16 protein-coding genes are annotated in these 18,572 nt (G+C 66.1%); 5 read left to right on the top strand and 11 right to left on the bottom strand.

All coding sequences use genetic code 11. The features are described 5' to 3' along the window. Positions 1-3: 3 nt before the first annotated feature. The 4 genes from B7K24_RS13745 to B7K24_RS03950 all read right to left on the bottom strand — a co-directional run bounded on the left by B7K24_RS13745 (position 4) and on the right by B7K24_RS03950 (position 2,545). Positions 4-438, bottom strand: coding sequence for a serine O-acetyltransferase (locus B7K24_RS13745; protein WP_084128839.1), 435 nt, complete (start codon positions 436-438; stop codon positions 4-6). A gap of 143 nt (positions 439-581) precedes the next feature. Next, positions 582-1,388 (bottom strand): glycosyltransferase family 2 protein, encoded by an 807-nt coding sequence (locus B7K24_RS03960; protein WP_084128838.1) that lies wholly within the window; start codon positions 1,386-1,388, stop codon positions 582-584. Then, the gene (locus B7K24_RS13740) at positions 1,385-1,915 is read right to left on the bottom strand and encodes a DapH/DapD/GlmU-related protein (protein ID WP_084128837.1); all 531 of its coding nucleotides are present in this window, start codon (positions 1,913-1,915) and stop codon (positions 1,385-1,387) included. Before B7K24_RS13740 ends, B7K24_RS03960 begins: the two co-directional genes overlap by 4 nt. A gap of 15 nt (positions 1,916-1,930) precedes the next feature. After that, positions 1,931-2,545, bottom strand: coding sequence for a WecB/TagA/CpsF family glycosyltransferase (locus tag B7K24_RS03950; RefSeq protein WP_159449139.1), 615 nt, complete (start codon positions 2,543-2,545; stop codon positions 1,931-1,933). A 360-nt stretch (positions 2,546-2,905) separates the two neighbouring features. Between B7K24_RS03950 and gmd the strand changes: the two genes are divergently transcribed. The 3 genes from gmd to B7K24_RS03935 all read left to right on the top strand — a co-directional run bounded on the left by gmd (position 2,906) and on the right by B7K24_RS03935 (position 6,407). Next, a complete protein-coding gene (gene gmd / locus B7K24_RS03945) occupies positions 2,906-3,931 on the top strand; it encodes a GDP-mannose 4,6-dehydratase (RefSeq protein ID WP_084128835.1) in 1,026 nt (341 codons plus the stop codon). A gap of 20 nt (positions 3,932-3,951) precedes the next feature. Next, the gene (locus B7K24_RS03940; protein WP_084128834.1) at positions 3,952-4,953 is read left to right on the top strand and encodes a GDP-L-fucose synthase; all 1,002 of its coding nucleotides are present in this window, start codon (positions 3,952-3,954) and stop codon (positions 4,951-4,953) included. A 71-nt stretch (positions 4,954-5,024) separates the two neighbouring features. Then, positions 5,025-6,407 (top strand): polysaccharide biosynthesis tyrosine autokinase, encoded by a 1,383-nt coding sequence (locus tag B7K24_RS03935; RefSeq protein ID WP_084128833.1) that lies wholly within the window; start codon positions 5,025-5,027, stop codon positions 6,405-6,407. On the opposite strand, the gene B7K24_RS03930 is transcribed toward B7K24_RS03935, so the two are convergent. From B7K24_RS03930 to B7K24_RS03920, 3 genes are all read right to left on the bottom strand, one after another. Further along, positions 6,408-6,881, bottom strand: coding sequence for a hypothetical protein (locus B7K24_RS03930; RefSeq protein WP_144268108.1), 474 nt, complete (start codon positions 6,879-6,881; stop codon positions 6,408-6,410). Positions 6,882-7,081: 200 nt separating this feature from the next. Beyond that, positions 7,082-7,609: a hypothetical protein gene (locus B7K24_RS03925; RefSeq protein WP_084128831.1), complete on the bottom strand. Its 528-nt coding sequence runs from the start codon at positions 7,607-7,609 to the stop codon at positions 7,082-7,084. Between the two features lie 46 nt (positions 7,610-7,655). After that, a complete protein-coding gene (locus tag B7K24_RS03920) occupies positions 7,656-9,431 on the bottom strand; it encodes a DUF4012 domain-containing protein (protein ID WP_234986539.1) in 1,776 nt (591 codons plus the stop codon). Between the two features lie 59 nt (positions 9,432-9,490). On the opposite strand from B7K24_RS03920, the gene B7K24_RS03915 reads away from it, so the two are divergent. Next, a complete protein-coding gene (locus B7K24_RS03915) occupies positions 9,491-10,042 on the top strand; it encodes a low molecular weight phosphatase family protein (RefSeq protein ID WP_159449138.1) in 552 nt (183 codons plus the stop codon). Here the strand turns inward: B7K24_RS03915 and B7K24_RS03910 are convergent. The 4 genes from B7K24_RS03910 to B7K24_RS03900 are packed head-to-tail and all read right to left on the bottom strand — an operon-like array spanning position 10,039 to position 14,493. Continuing rightward, positions 10,039-10,518 carry a CAP domain-containing protein gene (locus tag B7K24_RS03910; RefSeq protein ID WP_084128828.1) on the bottom strand — a complete coding sequence of 160 codons (480 nt, stop codon included), beginning with the start codon at positions 10,516-10,518 and terminating at the stop codon, positions 10,039-10,041. The genes B7K24_RS03915 and B7K24_RS03910 overlap by 4 nt on opposite strands. After that, a complete protein-coding gene (locus B7K24_RS13395) occupies positions 10,515-11,006 on the bottom strand; it encodes a CAP domain-containing protein (protein ID WP_159449137.1) in 492 nt (163 codons plus the stop codon). Before B7K24_RS13395 ends, B7K24_RS03910 begins: the two co-directional genes overlap by 4 nt. Positions 11,007-11,050: 44 nt before the next feature. Further along, positions 11,051-11,611, bottom strand: coding sequence for a YdcF family protein (locus tag B7K24_RS13390; RefSeq protein ID WP_159449136.1), 561 nt, complete (start codon positions 11,609-11,611; stop codon positions 11,051-11,053). After that, positions 11,608-14,493, bottom strand: a complete 2,886-nt coding sequence (locus B7K24_RS03900) for an FAD-binding and (Fe-S)-binding domain-containing protein (RefSeq protein ID WP_084128826.1) — start codon at positions 14,491-14,493, stop codon at positions 11,608-11,610. The genes B7K24_RS13390 and B7K24_RS03900 overlap by 4 nt, the downstream gene beginning before the upstream one ends. Positions 14,494-14,858: 365 nt before the next feature. Here B7K24_RS03900 and B7K24_RS03895 point away from each other — a divergent pair, with 365 nt between their 5' ends. Beyond that, positions 14,859-18,467: a hypothetical protein gene (locus B7K24_RS03895; RefSeq protein WP_084128825.1), complete on the top strand. Its 3,609-nt coding sequence runs from the start codon at positions 14,859-14,861 to the stop codon at positions 18,465-18,467. Positions 18,468-18,572 lie beyond the last annotated feature (105 nt).

Raw genomic sequence — 18,572 nt, 5'->3', positions numbered from 1 at the left:
CTCTCAGTGTTCATGATCGCGAGGCCACCAGCGAGGCATGATCGCGTCGGAGCCGCGCTGGGAAATCACCTTGGCAGGAGCGCCCGCGACTGTGACGCCCGGGGGCACGTCCTTATTAACTACCGCATTCGCTCCAATGACCGCACCATCGCCCACATGGACAGGACCATAGATCACAGCGCCCGGACCGATGTAAACACGGCTACCGATGACTGGTGCACCCGTCCCATCGGTACCAATGTTCGTAGCTGAGTGGATGCGCACGAAAGACCCGATGCGCGCGTGCGCATTCACTACCACGCTACCGTGATGAGCAATGCCTAGACCGGGTCCAGCGACATTCGGCCCCAACGTGATTCCCGTTCGCAAGGATGCGATCGCCACACGGGCCCGGGCGACCACCACCAAAAGTCGGCCTGGAACGCCAGGTAATCTCATGACTGCCTCAAGTTGGCGCAACCGTATCTGATAATCCAACTCGGGGTGACGGAGGCGTCTTAGACCCCGTCTGGGTGGATTGTTGTGCGAAGCGCGGTCCGCGCGAACTGCAAACGTGTATTGCCTATATGTTTGGGTAAACCTCACGCTAAGTTGAACCTCTCGAATAGTCGTCTCTTAAGGCGTCCCGCTTCCCAACGTGCTGCGAGCATAATCGTGAAAATCTCGTCTAGCATTACAGATGCACCCAACCGCATTTGGTGGCTTTTGCGAATTTCCTGGTAGCGACGCGCAGTTCCGATCGAGGAGCTCGCGCCGTGTGCGCCATTAATCTTGTACAAAGACTGGACTTCTCGGAAAACCTTGGGCATTCCATGACTCGCTAGACGCACCGCCAACTCCTGATCCGCTGAGAATCCGAAACGTAAATTGAATCCTCCTTCCTCCAAGAGGATTGAACGCTTTGCGAAAAGAGTCGGATGTGGCACGAAGTCCAGACCGAGAGACAACCGACGTAGGCTGAAAGTCGGGTTTGAGTAGTCACGTATCGGAGTAAGCTCATCGTCAACATATGTGATCGCCCCATAAGACCATTCCCACTGCTCACGGCGATAGCTCTCTGATACCGCAGCGAGCGAGTCGGCGCGTGGAAGGCGATCTCCACCATTCATGAACAAGACGAGTTCGCCAGTAGCGACTCTGAGGCCTCGATTCATGGCATCGAAAATGCCGTCGTCGGGCCCCGATGAAAATTTACAATCTACGTCCAGTGCATAGGTCGATTCTACCCATTCGGCGGTCCCGTCACTAGACCCTCCGTCGACAATGATGTGCTCAAAACTCGCGCTCTCCTGGCGCAAGACGCTCTCGCATGCGAGCTTGAGATTCTCAAGGTCATTAAACGTGACGGTTACAATTGAGATAATGGGGGCCGGTTGCGCCATGCTCATTTACTTTCCCATTCCCCGTGCACTCCCCTAGCCACCTCGGTTGACCACTGCCGAAGATCACGCGTACGTCGATCGCTATCGCTGGGCCACTTGGCAACACGGTCTAGCAAGTCGGCCGTCCCAGCTATGGGCATTGCAGGATTTCCCGCGACTACGGTGCCCGCCGCGACACTCTTCGTGACCACTGCACCCGCGCCGACGACTGCGCCGTCACCGATCCTCACGCCAGGCATGACGATCACGCCAAAGCCCACAAAGCAATGCGCGCCAACCTCGATACGCTCGTACCGGTAGCGTCTGCCATTTTCATCTCGCACGAGCGCCCCGATGCCATCGTGCGTGATGAATTGAACCCTTCCGCTAATTGTCGTTCCAGTTCCAATTGACACCAGCCACGGCTCGGAACCGAATCCCGATGAGAGTAGGCGCACATTCGCACCGAGCTCCACTCCGAGATATTTTGCTTCTGCCTCCCTGCCACGTAAGATCCTAATTGCGATCCGACGCGCATTGCTTAGCTTTTTCATCTATTTTCCTTCTACTTACTGGGAGACCCCATCGCCGCGAATCAGTAAACGCAGCAACGTGGCATTTCCAGTCATATATCGACGCCAGAGTCGACGGGGCTCTTTCACGAGTCGATATGCCCATTCGAGCCCGACTAGTCGTAAGAACTTCGGCGCTTCCTTGCGGTTGCCCGCCTTGAAATCGAAAGCAGCGCCAACACCAATAACCACTTTGCCAGTCCTAACGGCAATCTTTTCAGCAACCCAGTCTTGCTTCGGGCTTCCCAGACCAAGCCAAATAATATCGACGGCATCTAGAGGGACTCCCTTGACGCACGACTCCACCAACTCTTCGCCGACAGGAAGGAAGCTCGGACTATAGAAAGCCTCGCCAATAGCGTCAGGATGCGCCACACGGAACCAATCCTCAAGGCGGCCGATTACTTCTGGGCTTCCTCCCACAAAAGCGTGGCTCAAGTACTCTTCTAACCCCGCGGAAATTAAGTCGTCCATGAGATCTGAGCCGCGAAGCTGAACATATCCCCGCAATTTCCGAAGCCGCAATGACGCGACGATTACGCGGCTGTCTATAATCGCAAATGCGCGATTGACAACTCCCGCATATTCCGGGTTGATGGCGGCGTTGTGCACTGTAAAGGCGTTCGCCAGAACGACATGGGAACCCGCCGCTGACTGCCTCGCCATCTCAAGGACTCTTACCGTGAGGTCTCGTCGCGATCCCCTGGCAACATGTATATTTCCGATTCGCGCCATTCGAGAATCTCCACAGTATAATCGTATTGATAGGCAAGGTCGATCAACTTCGCCATTGCGTTTGCCGGGGACGCAAGACCCTAAGCAGTGTACGCTAAGATTCGCAGGTTAACCGTGGGGTTTGAGGGTCGGCGACTGTGCGACGTGGGCGCCGTGTTTTCTCCTCGCTCATTGACGATACAGTTCTCACTACCGCTAATTCGCCGTCTTTCAGCCGGCAACCGCCAAAGGACCTATATGACGAAGCGCGCGTTTATTACTGGCGTAACGGGCCAGGACGGCTCCTACCTCGCCGAGCTCCTGCTAGCCAAGGGGTACGAAGTCCATGGCCTCATCCGCCGTGCGTCGACGTTTAACACGTCACGGATCGACCACCTTTACACCGATCCGCATAACAAAGACGCGAGGCTTTTTCTTCACTATGGGGACCTCTCTGACGGTTCACGCCTTGTCTCGCTCCTTCATGACATCAACCCGGACGAGGTTTATAACCTCGCGGCCCAGTCTCACGTGCGAGTGAGTTTCGATGAGCCCGAGCACACCGGTGACGTCACGGGCATCGGTTCCATGCGCATGCTGGAGGCCGTTCGCAAGGCCGGCATCCACTGCCGCTTCTATCAGGCCTCCACCTCCGAGATGTTCGGCGCCACCCCGCCCCCGCAGGGTGAGGACACCCCCTTCTATCCCCGCTCGCCCTACGGTGCCGCCAAGGTCTACTCGTATTGGGTGACGAAGAACTACCGTGAGGGTTACGGGATGTTTGCCGTCAACGGCATCCTTTTCAACCACGAGTCTCCCCGCCGCGGCGAAACGTTCGTCACACGCAAGATCACCCGCGCCGTCGCACGTATCAAGGCGGGCCTGCAAGACGAACTATGGCTCGGTAACCTCGACTCCATTCGTGACTGGGGATACGCCGCCGAATACGCCGAAGGCATGTGGCGCATGCTGCAGGCAGATGAGCCCGAAGACTTCGTGCTGGCCACCGGTGTCGGCATCACGGTGCGTGACTTCCTCGATGCGTCCTTCGAACACGCGGGCCTGAACTGGCACGACCACGTCAAGTTCGATGAGCGCTACCTTCGCCCCACCGAAGTCGACGCCCTCATCGGTGACCCCACGAAGGCCGAGCAGAAGCTCGGGTGGAAGGCCTCCGTCCACTCCGCGGACCTCGCGCGTCTGATGGTTGATGCCGATATCGAGATGCTCAAGCACGAAGGCCGTCCCTGGATCGACACCGTTACTCTCGACACCTACAAGTAGCTCCCTGGAGTCGACGAACTATGACGACCATCGACGACGGCCCGCGCATCACCGACAACGTCAATTACACCCCCGCACGACTCGACCGCGACGCCACGTTCTATGTGGCAGGCCACCGGGGCCTCGTCGGTGGTGCCATGTGGCGCACACTCGAAGCAGAAGGCTTCACCAACCTCGTCGGACGCACCTCATCCGAGCTGGACCTCACGGACCGTGAAGCGGTGTTCGCGTTCATGCGCGACACCAACCCCCAATACGTCGTCCTCGCCGCCGCCAAGGTCGGCGGAATCCTCGCCAACAACACGTACCCCGTCGAGTTCCTGAGCGACAACATTCGTATCCAAACCAACGTCATCGACGCGGCGCTCGAGACCGGCGTCGAGAGGCTGCTCTTCCTAGGTTCGTCCTGTATCTATCCCAAGATGGCAACCCAGCCCATCACGGAGGACGCCCTCCACACCGGCTACCTGGAGCACACCAACGACGCATACGCGATCGCGAAGATCGCCGGCATCATGCACATCCAAGCCGCACGCCGCGAATACGGCAAAGCATGGATTAGCGCCATGCCCACCAACCTCTACGGCCCCGGCGACAACTTCTCCCCCACCGGATCCCACGTACTCCCGGCCCTGATTCGCCGCTACCACGAAGCCGTCCAGTCCGGCACGGACGTGGTCACCAACTGGGGCACCGGCACACCCCGACGCGAGTTCCTCCACGTCGACGACATGGCCGCCGCCTGCCTCCACCTCCTGGAAAACTACGACGGACCCCAACAAGTCAACGTCGGCACCGGAACCGACGTCACCATCGCCGAGATCGCGGAGACCACCGCCGCCGTCACCGGCTACACCGGCACCACCGAATGGGACACCACCAAGCCCGACGGCACCCCGCAAAAGCTGCTCGACGTCTCCAAGCTGGCCCAAGCGGGCTGGACCGCGAGCATCGGCCTCGAAGACGGCCTCCGCTCCACCTACCAGTGGTTCCTGGAGAACGCGGAACACCTCCGCGAGTAGTCGCTCACCCTGCGCGCCGCGTGGACATGGAAGAATGACTGCAGTCCGTTCGGCTGCTGATGGGGAGAAACGTGGAACTGCAGGACTACCTCCTGGTACTACGCAAGAACTGGCTGATCATCGTGTTGCTCACGGTGCTGGGCGCCGGTGCCGGAGTGGCGTACTCCCTCCTGGCGACGCCCTCGTATTCGGCTTCGTCCAAGGTGTTCGTGTCGACCACCGGCGCCGACAACGCCTCCGAGCTTCAGCAGGGCAACAGCTTCACCGTGCAGCGCGTGCAGACCTACGCCGACCTCGTGCGTACTGCCGCCGTGCTGCAGCCCACCATCGAGGAGTTGGGTCTCGACGTCTCCGCGAGCGGCCTGCGCGGCATGATCTCGGCATCCGCCCCGACGAACACTTCGGTTATCGATGTCACAGCAACCAACACGGACCCGGTCTACGCGGCGTCCCTTGCCACGGGCACGGCGAATGCGCTCATTGAGGTGGTCGAGGCGATCGAGACGACTGATGCGGCTGACGGGGCCTCTCCCGTCCAGTTGACGCTGGTGCAGGAGGCCGAGATCCCTCAGGCTCCGGTGAGCCCCAACAAGCCGCTCAACACCGCCCTGGGCCTGCTCCTGGGACTCGCGGCGGGGCTGGCGATCGCGCTGCTGCGCCACGCCCTCGACACCCGTATCCGTGGCGAGCGCGACCTCGAGCTTCTCGCGGAGACGCCTGTCATCGGCGGCATCGTGTTTGACCCCAAGGCCACCGAGCGCCCGCTGGTCATTCACGCCGACCCGCGTAGTCCGCGCGCCGAATCCTTCCGTACGCTGCGCACCAACCTGCAGTTCCTCGATGCCGGGCGCGAGCGCTCCTTTGTCGTGACGTCCGCGCTCCCCGGCGAGGGCAAGTCCACTACGGCAGCGAATCTCGCGATTTCGCTGTCCGACGCAGGTGCGAAGGTCCTCCTGGTGGGTGCCGACCTGCGCAAGCCGAAGATGGCCGAGTACATGGGCATCGAGGGCGGAGTGGGGCTCTCCGACGTGCTCATCGGCCGCATGGGCCTCCATGACGCCGTGCAGCGGTGGGGACGCACCTCGCTGTACCTCTTGCCCGCCGGCGCGATTCCGCCCAACCCCTCGGAGTTGCTGGGCTCGACGGCGATGTCTCAGCTCATCGAGCGCCTCAACGACGAGTTCGACGTCGTGCTGTACGACGCTCCGCCGCTGCTGCCCGTGACCGATGCCGCAGTACTCTCGCGCCTGGTGGGCGGCTCCGTGGTCGTGGTAGCCGCGGGCAAGACCCGCACCCATCAGGTAGAGGGCGCGCTCGACGCTCTCGCCAATGTGGCGGCGCCCGTCTCGGGCTTCGTGCTGACGATGCTGCCCACCAAGGGCCCCGACGCCTACGGGTACGGTCGCTACGGCTACGCCTCGTCGACCTACGGCGAGAAAGCGACGAAGAAGTAGCTAGTCGTCGTCGCGGCGGCGACGCGCGGCGATAGCGATCGCGGCGCCTCCGCCGACGAGCACGATGGCGGCAACGGCGATGCCGACCACCTCGGGACCCGTCACGCTGAGATCATCGGAGGCAGCCGCGGCTGCCTCCGAGACCACGGAGATGGTGGCGGTGTCGACAGCGACGCCGTCGAGGAGCGCCGTCACACCGACGGTGCCGCTTGCCGATGGCACGGTGACGGTGAACATGACGGGCGTCGCATCCGACTGGATGACCTTGACCGCCGAGGTCACGGTGCCTGCAATGGTGGCGTCCTCGCCCGAGCTGGTCACCTGGACCTGGGCTTCGCTTCCGGCCGGTCCGCCGACCGACACCATCACCTCACCGCCCGGGACGACACGCTGCGCGTTGACGGTGAGCGCGTCCTGGGGTGCGGGGTAGGCGTTCGCCGCCAGTGCCGCCGTCGGGGCGGAGGCGAGAGCCACTGCGAGTGTGCACGCGGCGAGGGAACGACGGATCAACGGATGCTCCAGACTGGCGGCGAGGAGGTCTCGCGCCCGCGCGACCATAACATCCGGAATGTCCCGCGTCCCAATCCTGACGCCCGGCTGTGACAAGGTCGCCACACACAGCAGCGGCCCCGCACCTGTCGGTGCGGGGCCGCGAAAAGAGTCTGTGCTGGCGGTTACGCGTCGGTGCGGCGGCGCGAGGCCACCACGACGGCGCCGGCGCCGGCGATGAGCAGGACGGCAGCGCCCGCGACGAGCACGGTGTTGTCGGAAGGGCCGGTGCCGGAAAGCTCGTCACCCGAGGCGGCGGCGCCGGTGTCGGTGCCGCCGGCCGAGGCGGTCGCACCCGACTCGATGGTGATGTCGCCGGCGTCGCCGCTGACCTCACCGTCGGCCGAGAGCACATACGTGCCGGTGGCGTCTTCGGGGAGGGTCACGGTCGCGGCGGCCGCGCCATCCGCGTCGGCCTCCTTGGTGACCGAGGTGGTGCCCGCGAGGCTGCCGGGACCGACACCCTCACCGGTCAGGGTGAACGTGACGGTCTCGCCGGCCACAAAGCCGTCGAACGTGAAACTGCCGCTGCCACCAGCGGGGATCGTGGCGGTGCTACCGCCAACAGGGGTGGGCGTGTAGGCCATGGCGGCGGTGGGCGCGAGAGCGAGGGCAACGCCGGCGATCAGCGCGGCGGCAGTCTTGCGAATCATGTGGTCCCCCAGTGAGACATGGTGCACGTTCAAAGTCACGGACAGGCTAACAGGTATTTGTGCTGCTCCCACCCAAAGTTTTCACATCTGTAACATTCGCCACTCGCGACAAGGGCGTCCACGCCACCTGGGGCGCCTGAGGTGCAGGCTCGGCGAGGCTGGTCTGGAACTCAACAGTGGTGCCTTCACCAGGGCTGAGGTCGATCCGGAGCGTCAGCATGGCGCGTCCGTCGTGAGTGTCGGGGCTGTACAGCGCCGCGTTGCCATCCTGCTCGACACGGGTCACCGTGGAGCCCTCGGGCGGGTAGAAATGCATATTCGCCACGAATTGTCCTACGTCGACGAATTGCCCGCCACCTGAAACATAATCGGGTAATTCTTCGATATCGCCGTCGTAGGTGTGGGTGAAGGTAACCGCGAGGGTCTGGCCGCGCACCTCGCCGCCGGCGCAGACCGTGTTGGTGACCTCGATGTCCTGGTCGATGTAGTACCCGATCTTCGCGCCGTTGGCGTCGTTGAGGTAGACGCCGGTGGTGTCCCCGTCACTGACGAGGTCTCCGGCGAGCGGGACCGTGGCGAGCAGGTCCTGTTCCGAGCCGTGGGCCGACCACGCGAGGAAGCGCCGCTGGTCGATCGCCGTCTCGACACCACCCATCACGTCGGTGGTGCCGCCAAGGAGCTGGCCGAAGAGCTCGCGGGCCGCGAGGGCGAAGAACGCATCGGACTGCTGAGGCTCGGGGTACTTCCAATACACGTCGGACAGCAGCACCTGCGCGAGGTTGTCGCTCGTGATCTCCACGTCGTCGATGGTGACCGGCTCCATGCCGTCGAGCATGTAGCCCATGGCGACGGGGTCGATCGACAGCACGCCGTCGACGGCCTCGCCCGTCTCGCGCTCCCAGAACGCCGCCATCACCTCGGCCGCGCGCGGGTATTCGGGGGTGAAGTTCACGTTCTGCGCGTACTGGGCCATCTTGATGGAGTAGATGCGTTCCTCGTCGTCCGTGAGGGTTGCCACCGGGTTCTGGGGGTCGCTCATGGTGGAGGCTGGGATGTAGTCGCCGAGCGACACGCGTCCGTCGTCCACGGTGAGCTCGAGCACCGCGCCGGGGATGCCACCCGAGGCGCGCGGCTCGGCGTTGTTTTGCACCATCAGCGCGTAGGTGCGCGGCTCCTCGCCGCCCAGCATGGTGGGCAGGAGTTCGGCGGCGACGTGGGCCACGTAGACCAGGTCGCCCATCTGAGACAGATCGTCCTCAAGCCCCTCGTACGGGTCGGAAATCTGCTCGAGCGTGCCGGTCATGTCGACGGCGGCGAGCTGCTCCGACTGCTCGGCCAGGACATCGGACGCTTGAGCGAGTGGCGCGCGGAAATCCTCCAGGAAGAACGGGTCGATGCGTCCGTCCTGAATGGGGGGCGCCTCCAACGCGGAGAGGTCACCCATGTCCGCGAGCGGGCCCAGGGCATCGTCCGCGATCACGCTGACCGACTGACCCACCTGCTGCAGCGGCACCGTCTGGTCGCTCACCCACGGCACGTGGGCCGCGAGGTCCCAGTGCCACCCGGACGAGTGCGCGGCGAAAGTCGCGGCCGCGACCTGCAGGTCCGCGACTTCGGTGGTCAGCGCCGTGGCGTCACGGTCGGTCACGGCCTGCTGGGCCGCGGCGGCCGACGACTCCAGCTCATCGACCGACGTGAGCAGCTGGTAGCCGTCCCAGGCGAATAACCCGACCGGTACCAGGGCCAAGACAGCGGCGCCGGCCACGACCCATGGCCACCGTCGCGCTGGCCTGGTGCCGGCATGGGCCGCTACGGTGGGCACTGTTCGCTTGCTCCTCGACGTGGGCGGTGGGGACGCGGACAGGACTGAGGGGTTCAACCATGACGAGCATCCTGACGGTGTGCACCGGCAACATCTGCCGCTCCCCTGCCGCGGAATTGTTGCTGAAAGAGTACCTGGGCGACCTCGCCGCGGTGAGCAGCGCGGGCGTGGGCGCCATGGTGGGTCGCGGGATTCCCACAGAGATGCTGATGAACCTGGACGGCGCGGGCATCGACGGCCGCGGGCACGCGGCGCGACAACTGACGTCGACGATCGCCAGCGAGGCGGGCATCGTCGTGGCGATGACCCATGAGCACCGCACCGAGATTGTCCAGCAGACCCCCGCCGCGCTGCGGCGCACCGTCCTTTTCGACGAGCTCGTGCAGGCCGCGCGCGCCGGGGCGGAGCTCGAGGGCGACACCCCCGCCGAGCGGCTCGCTGACATTCCAGAGGCCATCGCGGCCTTCCGGCCCCAGCTCGCCGGCATGGAGATCGCCGACGTCCCCGACCCCTATGGACGCGAGCAGGAGGCCTACGACGAGTCCTTCGCGATCATCGAATCCGGCGTGAAGGACATCGCGGACTGGATCAGGGGCGAAACGCCGGGCTAGGAGATCGCCGAACCCGCGCCGGGGTCACCCTCCGCGACCCACGAGCACGCGAGCGCCTGAGCGGCCGGCACGCAGCCCACGCCCAGGTAGTGGTAGCCGGGCGTGAGAATGTTGGCCGCGTGACTGGGGGAGTTCATCCAGGCATCGACGGCCTCGTCGGGCTGAACGTCCATGCGGATGAGGTTCTCCCCCGCCAGCTCGCCGTCGGTGCACTGCGCGGTGAGCGTGGCGTGGGTCAGCTTCTCGTCGTCCTTGACCGCGTCGGCGCGCTCGGTGGCCTCGGCTGCCAGACAGTCATCCCACATAAGAGGCTCGAGGTCGTTCTTGGCGCGCACGGCATTTGTTTCGTCGAACAGCGCCCGCGCGTAGGTGTCCGCGTCGGGGAGGTCGACCGGCTCGTCGGCGCCGCAGCCCGCGAGGGCCGTCGCCGCCAGGGCGAGACCGGCGACGGCCGCCAGCCGGGGCATCGGCCTCATGCCGTATATCCCTGGAAGATGATCGAGCAGGCCATGCCGGCCACACCCTCGCCGTCCTCGGCCACACGGGTGTTGTCGGCGGCCGCGACGGGCACACAGCCCACGCCCGCGATCTCGAACTGCTCGTCGACCAGGTTGGGCGCCTGGGTGGCCTCGGCGGCCCAGGTGTCGACCACCTCGGTGGCGGTCTGATCGGAACGGGAGACGTTCTCGCCGGCGTAGTCGTAGTCGCCGCAGTCGGCGGGAAGGTCCTCGGTGGGTGCCTCGACGGCGCCCAGCAAACCCGTGGCACGCTCGCGCGCGTGGTTCGCCAGGCACTCGCTCGCCTCCAGGCGGTCGACGTTCTGGTCGAAACGCAGCACGTTGACCTGCTCGAGGATCTGCCGCTCGAACGCCGCGGCGTCAGGGAGGTCGACGGCCTCGGACGAGGGCGCGCAGGCGGCGAGCGTCAGGGCGGCGAGGGAGGCGAGGACGAGGCGGCGGAGCACGCCCCTAGGGTACGGGGCGCGCGTGGCGGGACGGCGCCCGCTCCTCAGCACTGCTCGTACGTGAGCCCGGCCTTCATGAAAGCACCGGTCTGGTACGCGTACTGATAGGCCCAGTACCAGGGGTCCAGGTCCTCCCCCGAGTCGATCATCGACAGGTCGCCGCCAAAGCAGCGCTCCATGTACACCCGTGCGCGTTCGATGTGCGGCGTGAAGGTGATGACCGAGGCGCTGTCCCACTCGTTCGCTGTGACCTCGGACTCCAGCCACTGGGCCTCGCCGCGCGTGGTGAACGGGTCGGGCATGTCGCACAGCACCCGGTAGCGGGCGAAGTCCCCCGCGCCCGCGCACGCGGCTTGCGCGAGCGACCACTCGGTCTCGTCGGGGTTGAGCGAGACCATGAGCGTGTCGGCGCTGCCGGACTCGAGCATCTCGAGCGCCACCTGCATGCGCGCGTCGGTGGGCGGGCCGATGACGTACGCGACGTCGGACTGCTCGGGCGCGGCGTCGGCGTCGGGGTCCACGTAGACCTTCCAGCCCGCCGCGGCGATGACGCCGGCGAGCAACGCGAGCCAGAAGATCCAGCCGCCCAGGCGCTTGAGGCTCATGCCGTCGCACCTGCGTCGGGCCAAACGCCGATGCGCTCCGCGAGCAACTCCGCGAGATGCATGCCGCGCGTGCCGGCGAGGTCCTCGGCCTGGGTGCGGCAGCTGACGCCATCGGCCAGGTAGATCGCACCATCGGGGGCGTGGCGCAGCGCCGGCAGCAGCGAGTTCTCTGCGACCGCGACGGACGTGTCGTAGTGACGCTTCTCCGTGCCCCAGTTGCCGGCCAGCCCGCAGCAGCCCGCCGTCTCCGTCACGCTCGCGCCTGCCGTCTTCAGCAGTTCGTGGTCCGGCGTGAAGCCGGTCACCGAGTAGTGGTGGCAGTGCGGCTGCACCACCGCGGTCACATCGTCCAGTCGTGGCACGCTCCACCCCTCACGTGGTCTGGCCGGCGCCTTCCCCATCAGCACCTCAGCCAGGGAGAACGTACCGCGAGCCACCGCGTGAGCGCGAGGGTCGTCGGGCAGCAATTCCGTGAGGTCGCCGCGCAGCGTGGCGGTGCAACTAGGCTCGACGCCGATGATCGGGATGCCGTTGACCGCGTACGGACCCAGCACCTGGAGCAGGTCCTGGAGGCGGCGGCGGGCGCCGTCCAGCTGGCCCGTCGAGATCCAGGTGACGCCGCAGCACACGGACTGCTCGGGCACGATGACCTCGAAGCCCGCGTCCTCGAGCACCGACACCATCGCGGCGGGGATCTGCGCGTCCAGGCCGTCCGTGAAGCTGTCCGCCCACAAGACAACCCGGTTTCCGGCGGCCGATGCCGTGGCCGGCTTCCCCTTCCGCCTCGCCTTCGCGACGGCAGACTTGCGGAACGGCGTGGTCGAGAAGGTGGGCAACGTCCTGCGGGTGTCCATGCCGGCGAGGCTCACCGCGGTCTTCTGGATCCACCGGGGTTTGAGCGCCGCGTTGACGAGACCCGGCGCGATGCCGATGGCCTTGAGCCAGCGCGGCAGCCACCCAATGGAGTAGTGCGCGACGGGGCGGATCTTGTTCTTGTAGGTGCGGTGAAGCACCTCGGCCTTGTAGGCGGCCATGTCGACGCCCGACGGGCAGTCGGAACTGCAGGCCTTGCAGCTCAGGCACAGGTCGAGCGACTCGCGTACCTCGGGGGCCTTCAATCCACCGATGAGCGTGCCGTTGATGGCGTCCTGCAGCACGCGCGCGCGGCCGCGCGTGACGTCCTTCTCGTCCTTGGTGGCCGTGTAACTGGGGCACATGAAGCCGTTGTTGCCGCCGATGGAGTCAGCGCGGCACTTCCCCACACCTGTGCAGCGGTGGACGGCCTCGGTGAGGTCACCGTGGTCGTGCGCGAAGGCGAGGCCCGTGGATTTGGGCGTGCGGGGCGCGGCGGGGCGGCGCAGGTCGGCGTCCAGGGGGGCGGGGTCGACCACCACTCCGGGGTTGAGGTGGCGCTGGGGGTCGAAGAGGCGCTTGATGTCGCCGAACAGGCCGATGGCCTCGGGCGAGTACATCGTGTGGAGCAGCTCGCCGCGGGCGCGGCCGTCGCCATGCTCGCCGCTGAGGGACCCGCCGTGGCGGGCGACCAGCGCGGCGGCGTCCTCCATGAAGGCGCGCAGGGGCCTGCCGTCGTCCTGGAGCGGGATGTCGAGGCGCACGTGGATGCAGCCGTCGCCGAAGTGGCCGAACGGCTGGCCCGTGACGCCGTGGCTGTCCATGAGCGTGTCGAACTCGCGCAAATACGTGCCCAGGTTCTCGGGCGGGACGGCGGCGTCCTCCCAGCCGGGCCAGCACTCCTTGTTGTCGGCGCTGCGTCCGGCGAGCCCGGCGCCGTCGGCGCGGATGGCCCACAGGCGCGCGGCCTCCGCAGGATCCTCGAGGACCCGTACGGAGCTGGTGCCGGCATCGGCCGTGATCCTCGCCAGAATCTCCCGCGCCTCGTCCTCGGTGTCGGCTCCGACCTCGACGAACAGCCAGCCGGCTCCCGGCGGCAGGTCGGGGATGGCCTGGTCACCCTTGGCGGCGCGGATGCGGGCGATGAGGCGGGCATCCAGGCCCTCCACCGCGTGGGGTGAGTGGGCCATGATCGGCACGACGGCATCGGCCGCCTGGGGCATGTCCTCGTAGCCGAAGGCGACCGTGAGGCGCACGGGGGCGATGGGGACCAGGCGCACGGTGGCCTCGAGCGTGGTGGCGAGCGTGCCCTCGGTGCCGACCAGGAAGCGGGCGAGGTCGCCGCCGAGCTCGGGCAGCAGGTGCTGGAGCGAGTAGCCGCTGACCTGGCGCTCGAACCGACCGAACTCGGTGCGGATCAGCGCGAGGTTGGCGCGGATGAGGTCGTCGAGTCCGTCGATGGCGGCGGTGCCCTTGCGGCCGGCGGTGAGGCGGCGGCCGTCGCCGGTGATGACCTCGAGGGCGTGGACGTTGTCGCTGGTCTTGCCGTGGGCGACGGCGTGGGGGCCGCACGCGTTGTTGCCGATCAGGCCGCCGAGCGTCGCGCGGTTGGTGGTGGAGGGGTCGGGGCCGAAGCGCAGGCCGTGCTTGGCTGCTTCCTTTTGGAGGTCGCCCAGGATGAGGCCGGGCTGGACGCGGGCCGTGCGGTTTTCGGGGTCGAGCTCGAGCAGCCGGTTCATGTGGCGGCTGGTGTCGATGACGACGCCGGGGCCGATGGAGTTGCCGGCCACGGACGTGCCGCCGCCGCGCATGGTGACCGGGGCGGCGATCTCTCGCGCGGCCGCGAGCGCGGCCTCGAGGTCGTCGGTGTCACGCGGGAAGACGACCACCTGGGGCGGGACGCGGTAATTGGAGGCGTCGGTCGAGTACTCGGCGCGGCGCCGGGGGCTGTCGTCGACCTCCCCGTCCACGCGCGCGCGCAGGTGTGCGGCCAGGTCGGTGCTCTCCGGGGCGATCGTCACGGGCGCCATTGTTCCACTGGGGCTCGGCTGCTCGGACGCCCCGCCGACGGTGTGAACCGGATCGCGGGCGGGCGCGCCGGTGATCTTGGTGCCGCGAGGGTCGTCCGCGGTGCGTCGCGGGGCGTCCCGGTGCGAACTGTCGGGTCGCGGTCGTGTGGTCCGGGCGTGGGCCCTTGGTCCCGGTTTTGGGAGCATCACGCTTTCCACGCCGATAACACTGTGACTTTCGTCACACGACGATTCTCCTGTCACATCAGCCACATCAGCAACACGTCCAAGTTGCCAGTGTGACAAATATCACTACCGTCGTCCTTAAGTGTCGCGGCGCTGAGGGGCGCTCTGGGGGGCGCCAGCCGCGGCAAAGGAGGAATGCAATGAAGCTGAGGACCCATTTCCACATGTGGGTGGCTGCGGTGGTTGCCGCGACACTCGCCATGATCGGACTGACGACGGCGTCGCTCCCGGCGCTCGCCACCGGGACCGACGACTCCGTCAAAGTCTGTTCCGACATCGTCTCGGGCGACGGCTGGTCGAACAAGATCGACGTCACCGGAGATAAGAAATCGGTCGAGGTCACCGCGCCCGCCGGCAAACTCATCGACAAGTACTGCGTGAAGTCCGCTTCCACGCAGAACGGCAACGGGCCGGAGATCAAGAACGTCGACCCGCCGGCCAAGACGGTCACCATCACGCACTCGTCCGGCAAGGACGTGTCGCACTACATGGTGCACTACGTGCCGCAGGGCAAGCCGACCGTCGAGTACTACTGCGACGGCACCATCACCGCCACCTGGCCGTACGCCTTCGACGGCCAGCACATCAACTTCAAGATCCAACAGCTGGACGACGACGGCAAGCCCTTTGGCCCCGAGGAGTCCATCTCCTGGCACTGGGACGTCAACACCCCGGGATACGGGCAGAAGACCTACACCGTGAACTTCAGGGACACCGCGAAGTGGGCCACGCTGAACTGGGAGTACTTCCGTATCACCTTCATCCAGGTCAATGAACTCGACATCTGGCCCAACGTTGACTGCGGCGAGCCCACGCCCGACCCCATGTATGTGTGCCAGTGGGACGCCGAGAACGATGTCGCCGACATCGTCGAGGTTGCCGAGGGCGGCCTGCCGCGCGACCAGGTCGACGAGTCCGACTGCACGCCGTCGATGATCGAGATCTGTGTGGCCGACGGCAACGGCGGCTTCGAGAAGGTCTCCGTGTACGACGACGAGGTGGGCTACACCGCCGTGGACCCGAAGAAGTGTGAGACTCCCCCGCCGCCCGTGTGCGAGAACTTCAGCGAGAACCAGATCGCAGCCATCCAAGAGATGGGCTACGAGCTGAAGTTCAAGCGCGGCTCCACCACCGACTGCTACTACTACGTCTACGTCTGCTGGAAGGTCGACCAGGGGGTCGACAGGCTGGTCGAGGGCTACCAGGCCGTCGTCACCCAGGCGAACTTCCCGCAGAAGTGGCTGGCCGAGGGCGCCAGCAAGGAGGCCCTGCTCGGCTCCGGCGACTGTGGAGTGCCGGTCTGTGACGTCGACCAGTGGATCCAGCTGGACCGCTACCGGATCGACGGCACCTCGGACCAGGGCGTCCTCGACAACCTGCGCAGCTCCAAGCTGCTGACGTGGCCCAACGGCGGCAAGCCTGCCGACGACGCCATCTGGACCCCCGAGATGGTCCACTGGATCATCAAGATCGAGAACTCGGGCGAATGCGAGCCTCCGCCGGTGGACTACTGCGTGTTCGACAAGGACACCGGGACCGCGAGCCACGCCTCGCTCGCGGCGTCCGCCAACCCCGCAGCGCAGGGCTGGGACCACTACGTCCTGTGGGAGAACTACTCCGAGCAGGCCCCCGTCCCCGCCGGCTGCGAGCTCACCAACGACGAGTACTGCGTCCCCGACGGTGACGGTGGCTACGAGTACGCCACCCTCTGGGAGGGCGACCCCGCCATCGAGACCGCGGTCGACGCCAAGTACTGCGGCCCGGTCGTCACCATCTGCGAAGAGGGCGAGGGTGGCTGGTACGGCCAGGACTACTACGAGGAGGACCTGCCCGAGGAGTACACGGAGTGGACCGGCGACGCCCGCGACTGCTTCGACGTCTCTGACAAGGTGAAGATCTGCCACGCCACCGAGTCCGGCCAGAACCCGTTCAACAACATCGAGATCTCGTTCAACGCGATCTTCAACGGCTCGCAGTGGGAGTTCGACTTCGCGAATGGCCACGGCACCGATAGCGGCACGCACGACGCCGACATCATCCCGCCGTTCAGCGTCGAGAAGAACGGGTACACCATCGCCTTCGACGGCAGGAACTGGCCCGAGGAGTTCGAGGGCGAGTCCGGCTGGGAGGCCTGGCTCGACTACTGGAAGAACGACTGTGCGACCCCCGTCACGCCGAGCGCCGGTGGCACGCACACCGACCTCACCTGCCTCAACCCCGACTTCGGCGGGTTCGACTACGAGGCCGTGATCGGCTCCTTCCAGAGCCCCGTGGTGTTCACCCTGGTGAAGCTCGGCGAGGACGGCGTCACCGTCGTCGACACCTACGGCCCGTTCCTGCCGGGGGCCGAGGTGGACATCAGTGCCCTCGACCTGGGCCCGGGTGACTACCGCATCACCGCCATGCCCGCGCCCGTGCTCGCCGAGCCGGGACTGGTGCAGCCGATGGTCATCGAGCTGAACCCCTACGCGCTGTTCACGTACGAGTTCACCATCGACGAGCCCGACGAGGACTGCTTCGACATCGACAGCTCGTACGTCGAGGCCATCTGCTCCGACGGGACGCCGCTGATCAACTGGACGGTTGACCTCAACGACCCGGCCGCCCAGTTGCCCAACGAGGCCAGCGACCTCACCGAGATCACCATCACGTTCTCGAAGGAGGGCTTCACCCCCTGGTCGACCACCGTGGCCATCGACCCTGCGGACTACCCGCTGTGGTCCGGCCAGATCGAGTGGCCCGGCTTCGGTACCGACGGCGACGGCAACCCCAACGCCTGGCCTGGTTGGGACACCATCGACGGCGTGCTGAAGAACGTGGGCACCGACAACTACGGGTGGACCCGTGACGGCGCGACCGTGACGGTCCAGCTCAACCCGGAGACCGAGATCACCGGCGTCACCTACCCCGCCGCCGCGGGCGACTGTGAGCCCCCCGTGATCGAGGTCTGCGAGTTCACCGACGGGGCCGCCCAGATGGTGACCTACTACGGCGAGGCCCCCGCGGGTGCCATCGCGTGGGTCAACGGCCTGGAGTGCACGCCCATCCAGATCTGCTCGGAGGCCGATGGCGAGTGGTCTCCCCTCACGATCATGGAGTCGATGTTCAACTCCGAGACCGACCAGCTATGGCGCGACGACATGTTCGCCGGCGGCTGTGAGGAGCCCGCAGAGCCCACGCTGACCGGGTCCTTCATCGGCGGCACCTGTGTGGCCGATGCCCCGTGGCTGTCCTACAACATCGTGGTCACCAACCCCGATGACCAGCCGCTCGACGGAGTCGAGGAGGGTGAGGAGCCCATGGCCACCATCACCTTCGTCAACCCCGATGGCGAGGACTACACCCTGCCGGGCACCTACCCGCTGGGCGAAGGCCGGATCCTCTGGCCCGGAGCGGCCGTCGCACCCGCGGCGGGCTACACCGAGGACCAGATCGACCCGACCAACGGAGACACCTTCGTCGCCACCGACTGGCCCGGCTGGGTCCAGGACGAGGACGGCGAGTGGATGCCGGTGGACGACCCCCAGGACAACTTCGGTTGGACGCGTGACGGCGTGCAGGTCCTGGTCCAGGTCAACCCCGAGACCACGGTGACGGTGAACTACCCGCCGGCCACCCCGACCTGCGCGGCCAACCCGCCGACCACCACGACCGTGGTGCTCGACGCGCCGCCGCTCACGCCGACCAAGGTCGCCGACGCCCCCAAGCCCGTGGCTGTTCGCGTCGCGAGCGTCACGTACACCGGCTGACACGCACCCCTGCACTAGTCAGCCGGAGGGCCCCCTCCCGCGAGCCTCAGCCTCGCGGGAGGGGGCCCGCCTTTTGTCTCCCCTACGGAAGGCACGACAAGACGG

The organism is Demequina sp. NBRC 110055, from assembly GCF_002090135.1.
GTDB lineage: Bacteria > Actinomycetota > Actinomycetes > Actinomycetales > Demequinaceae > Demequina.
Note: the sequence above shows the minus strand (reverse complement) of the source record. Positions and strands in the feature narration are given on the sequence as shown.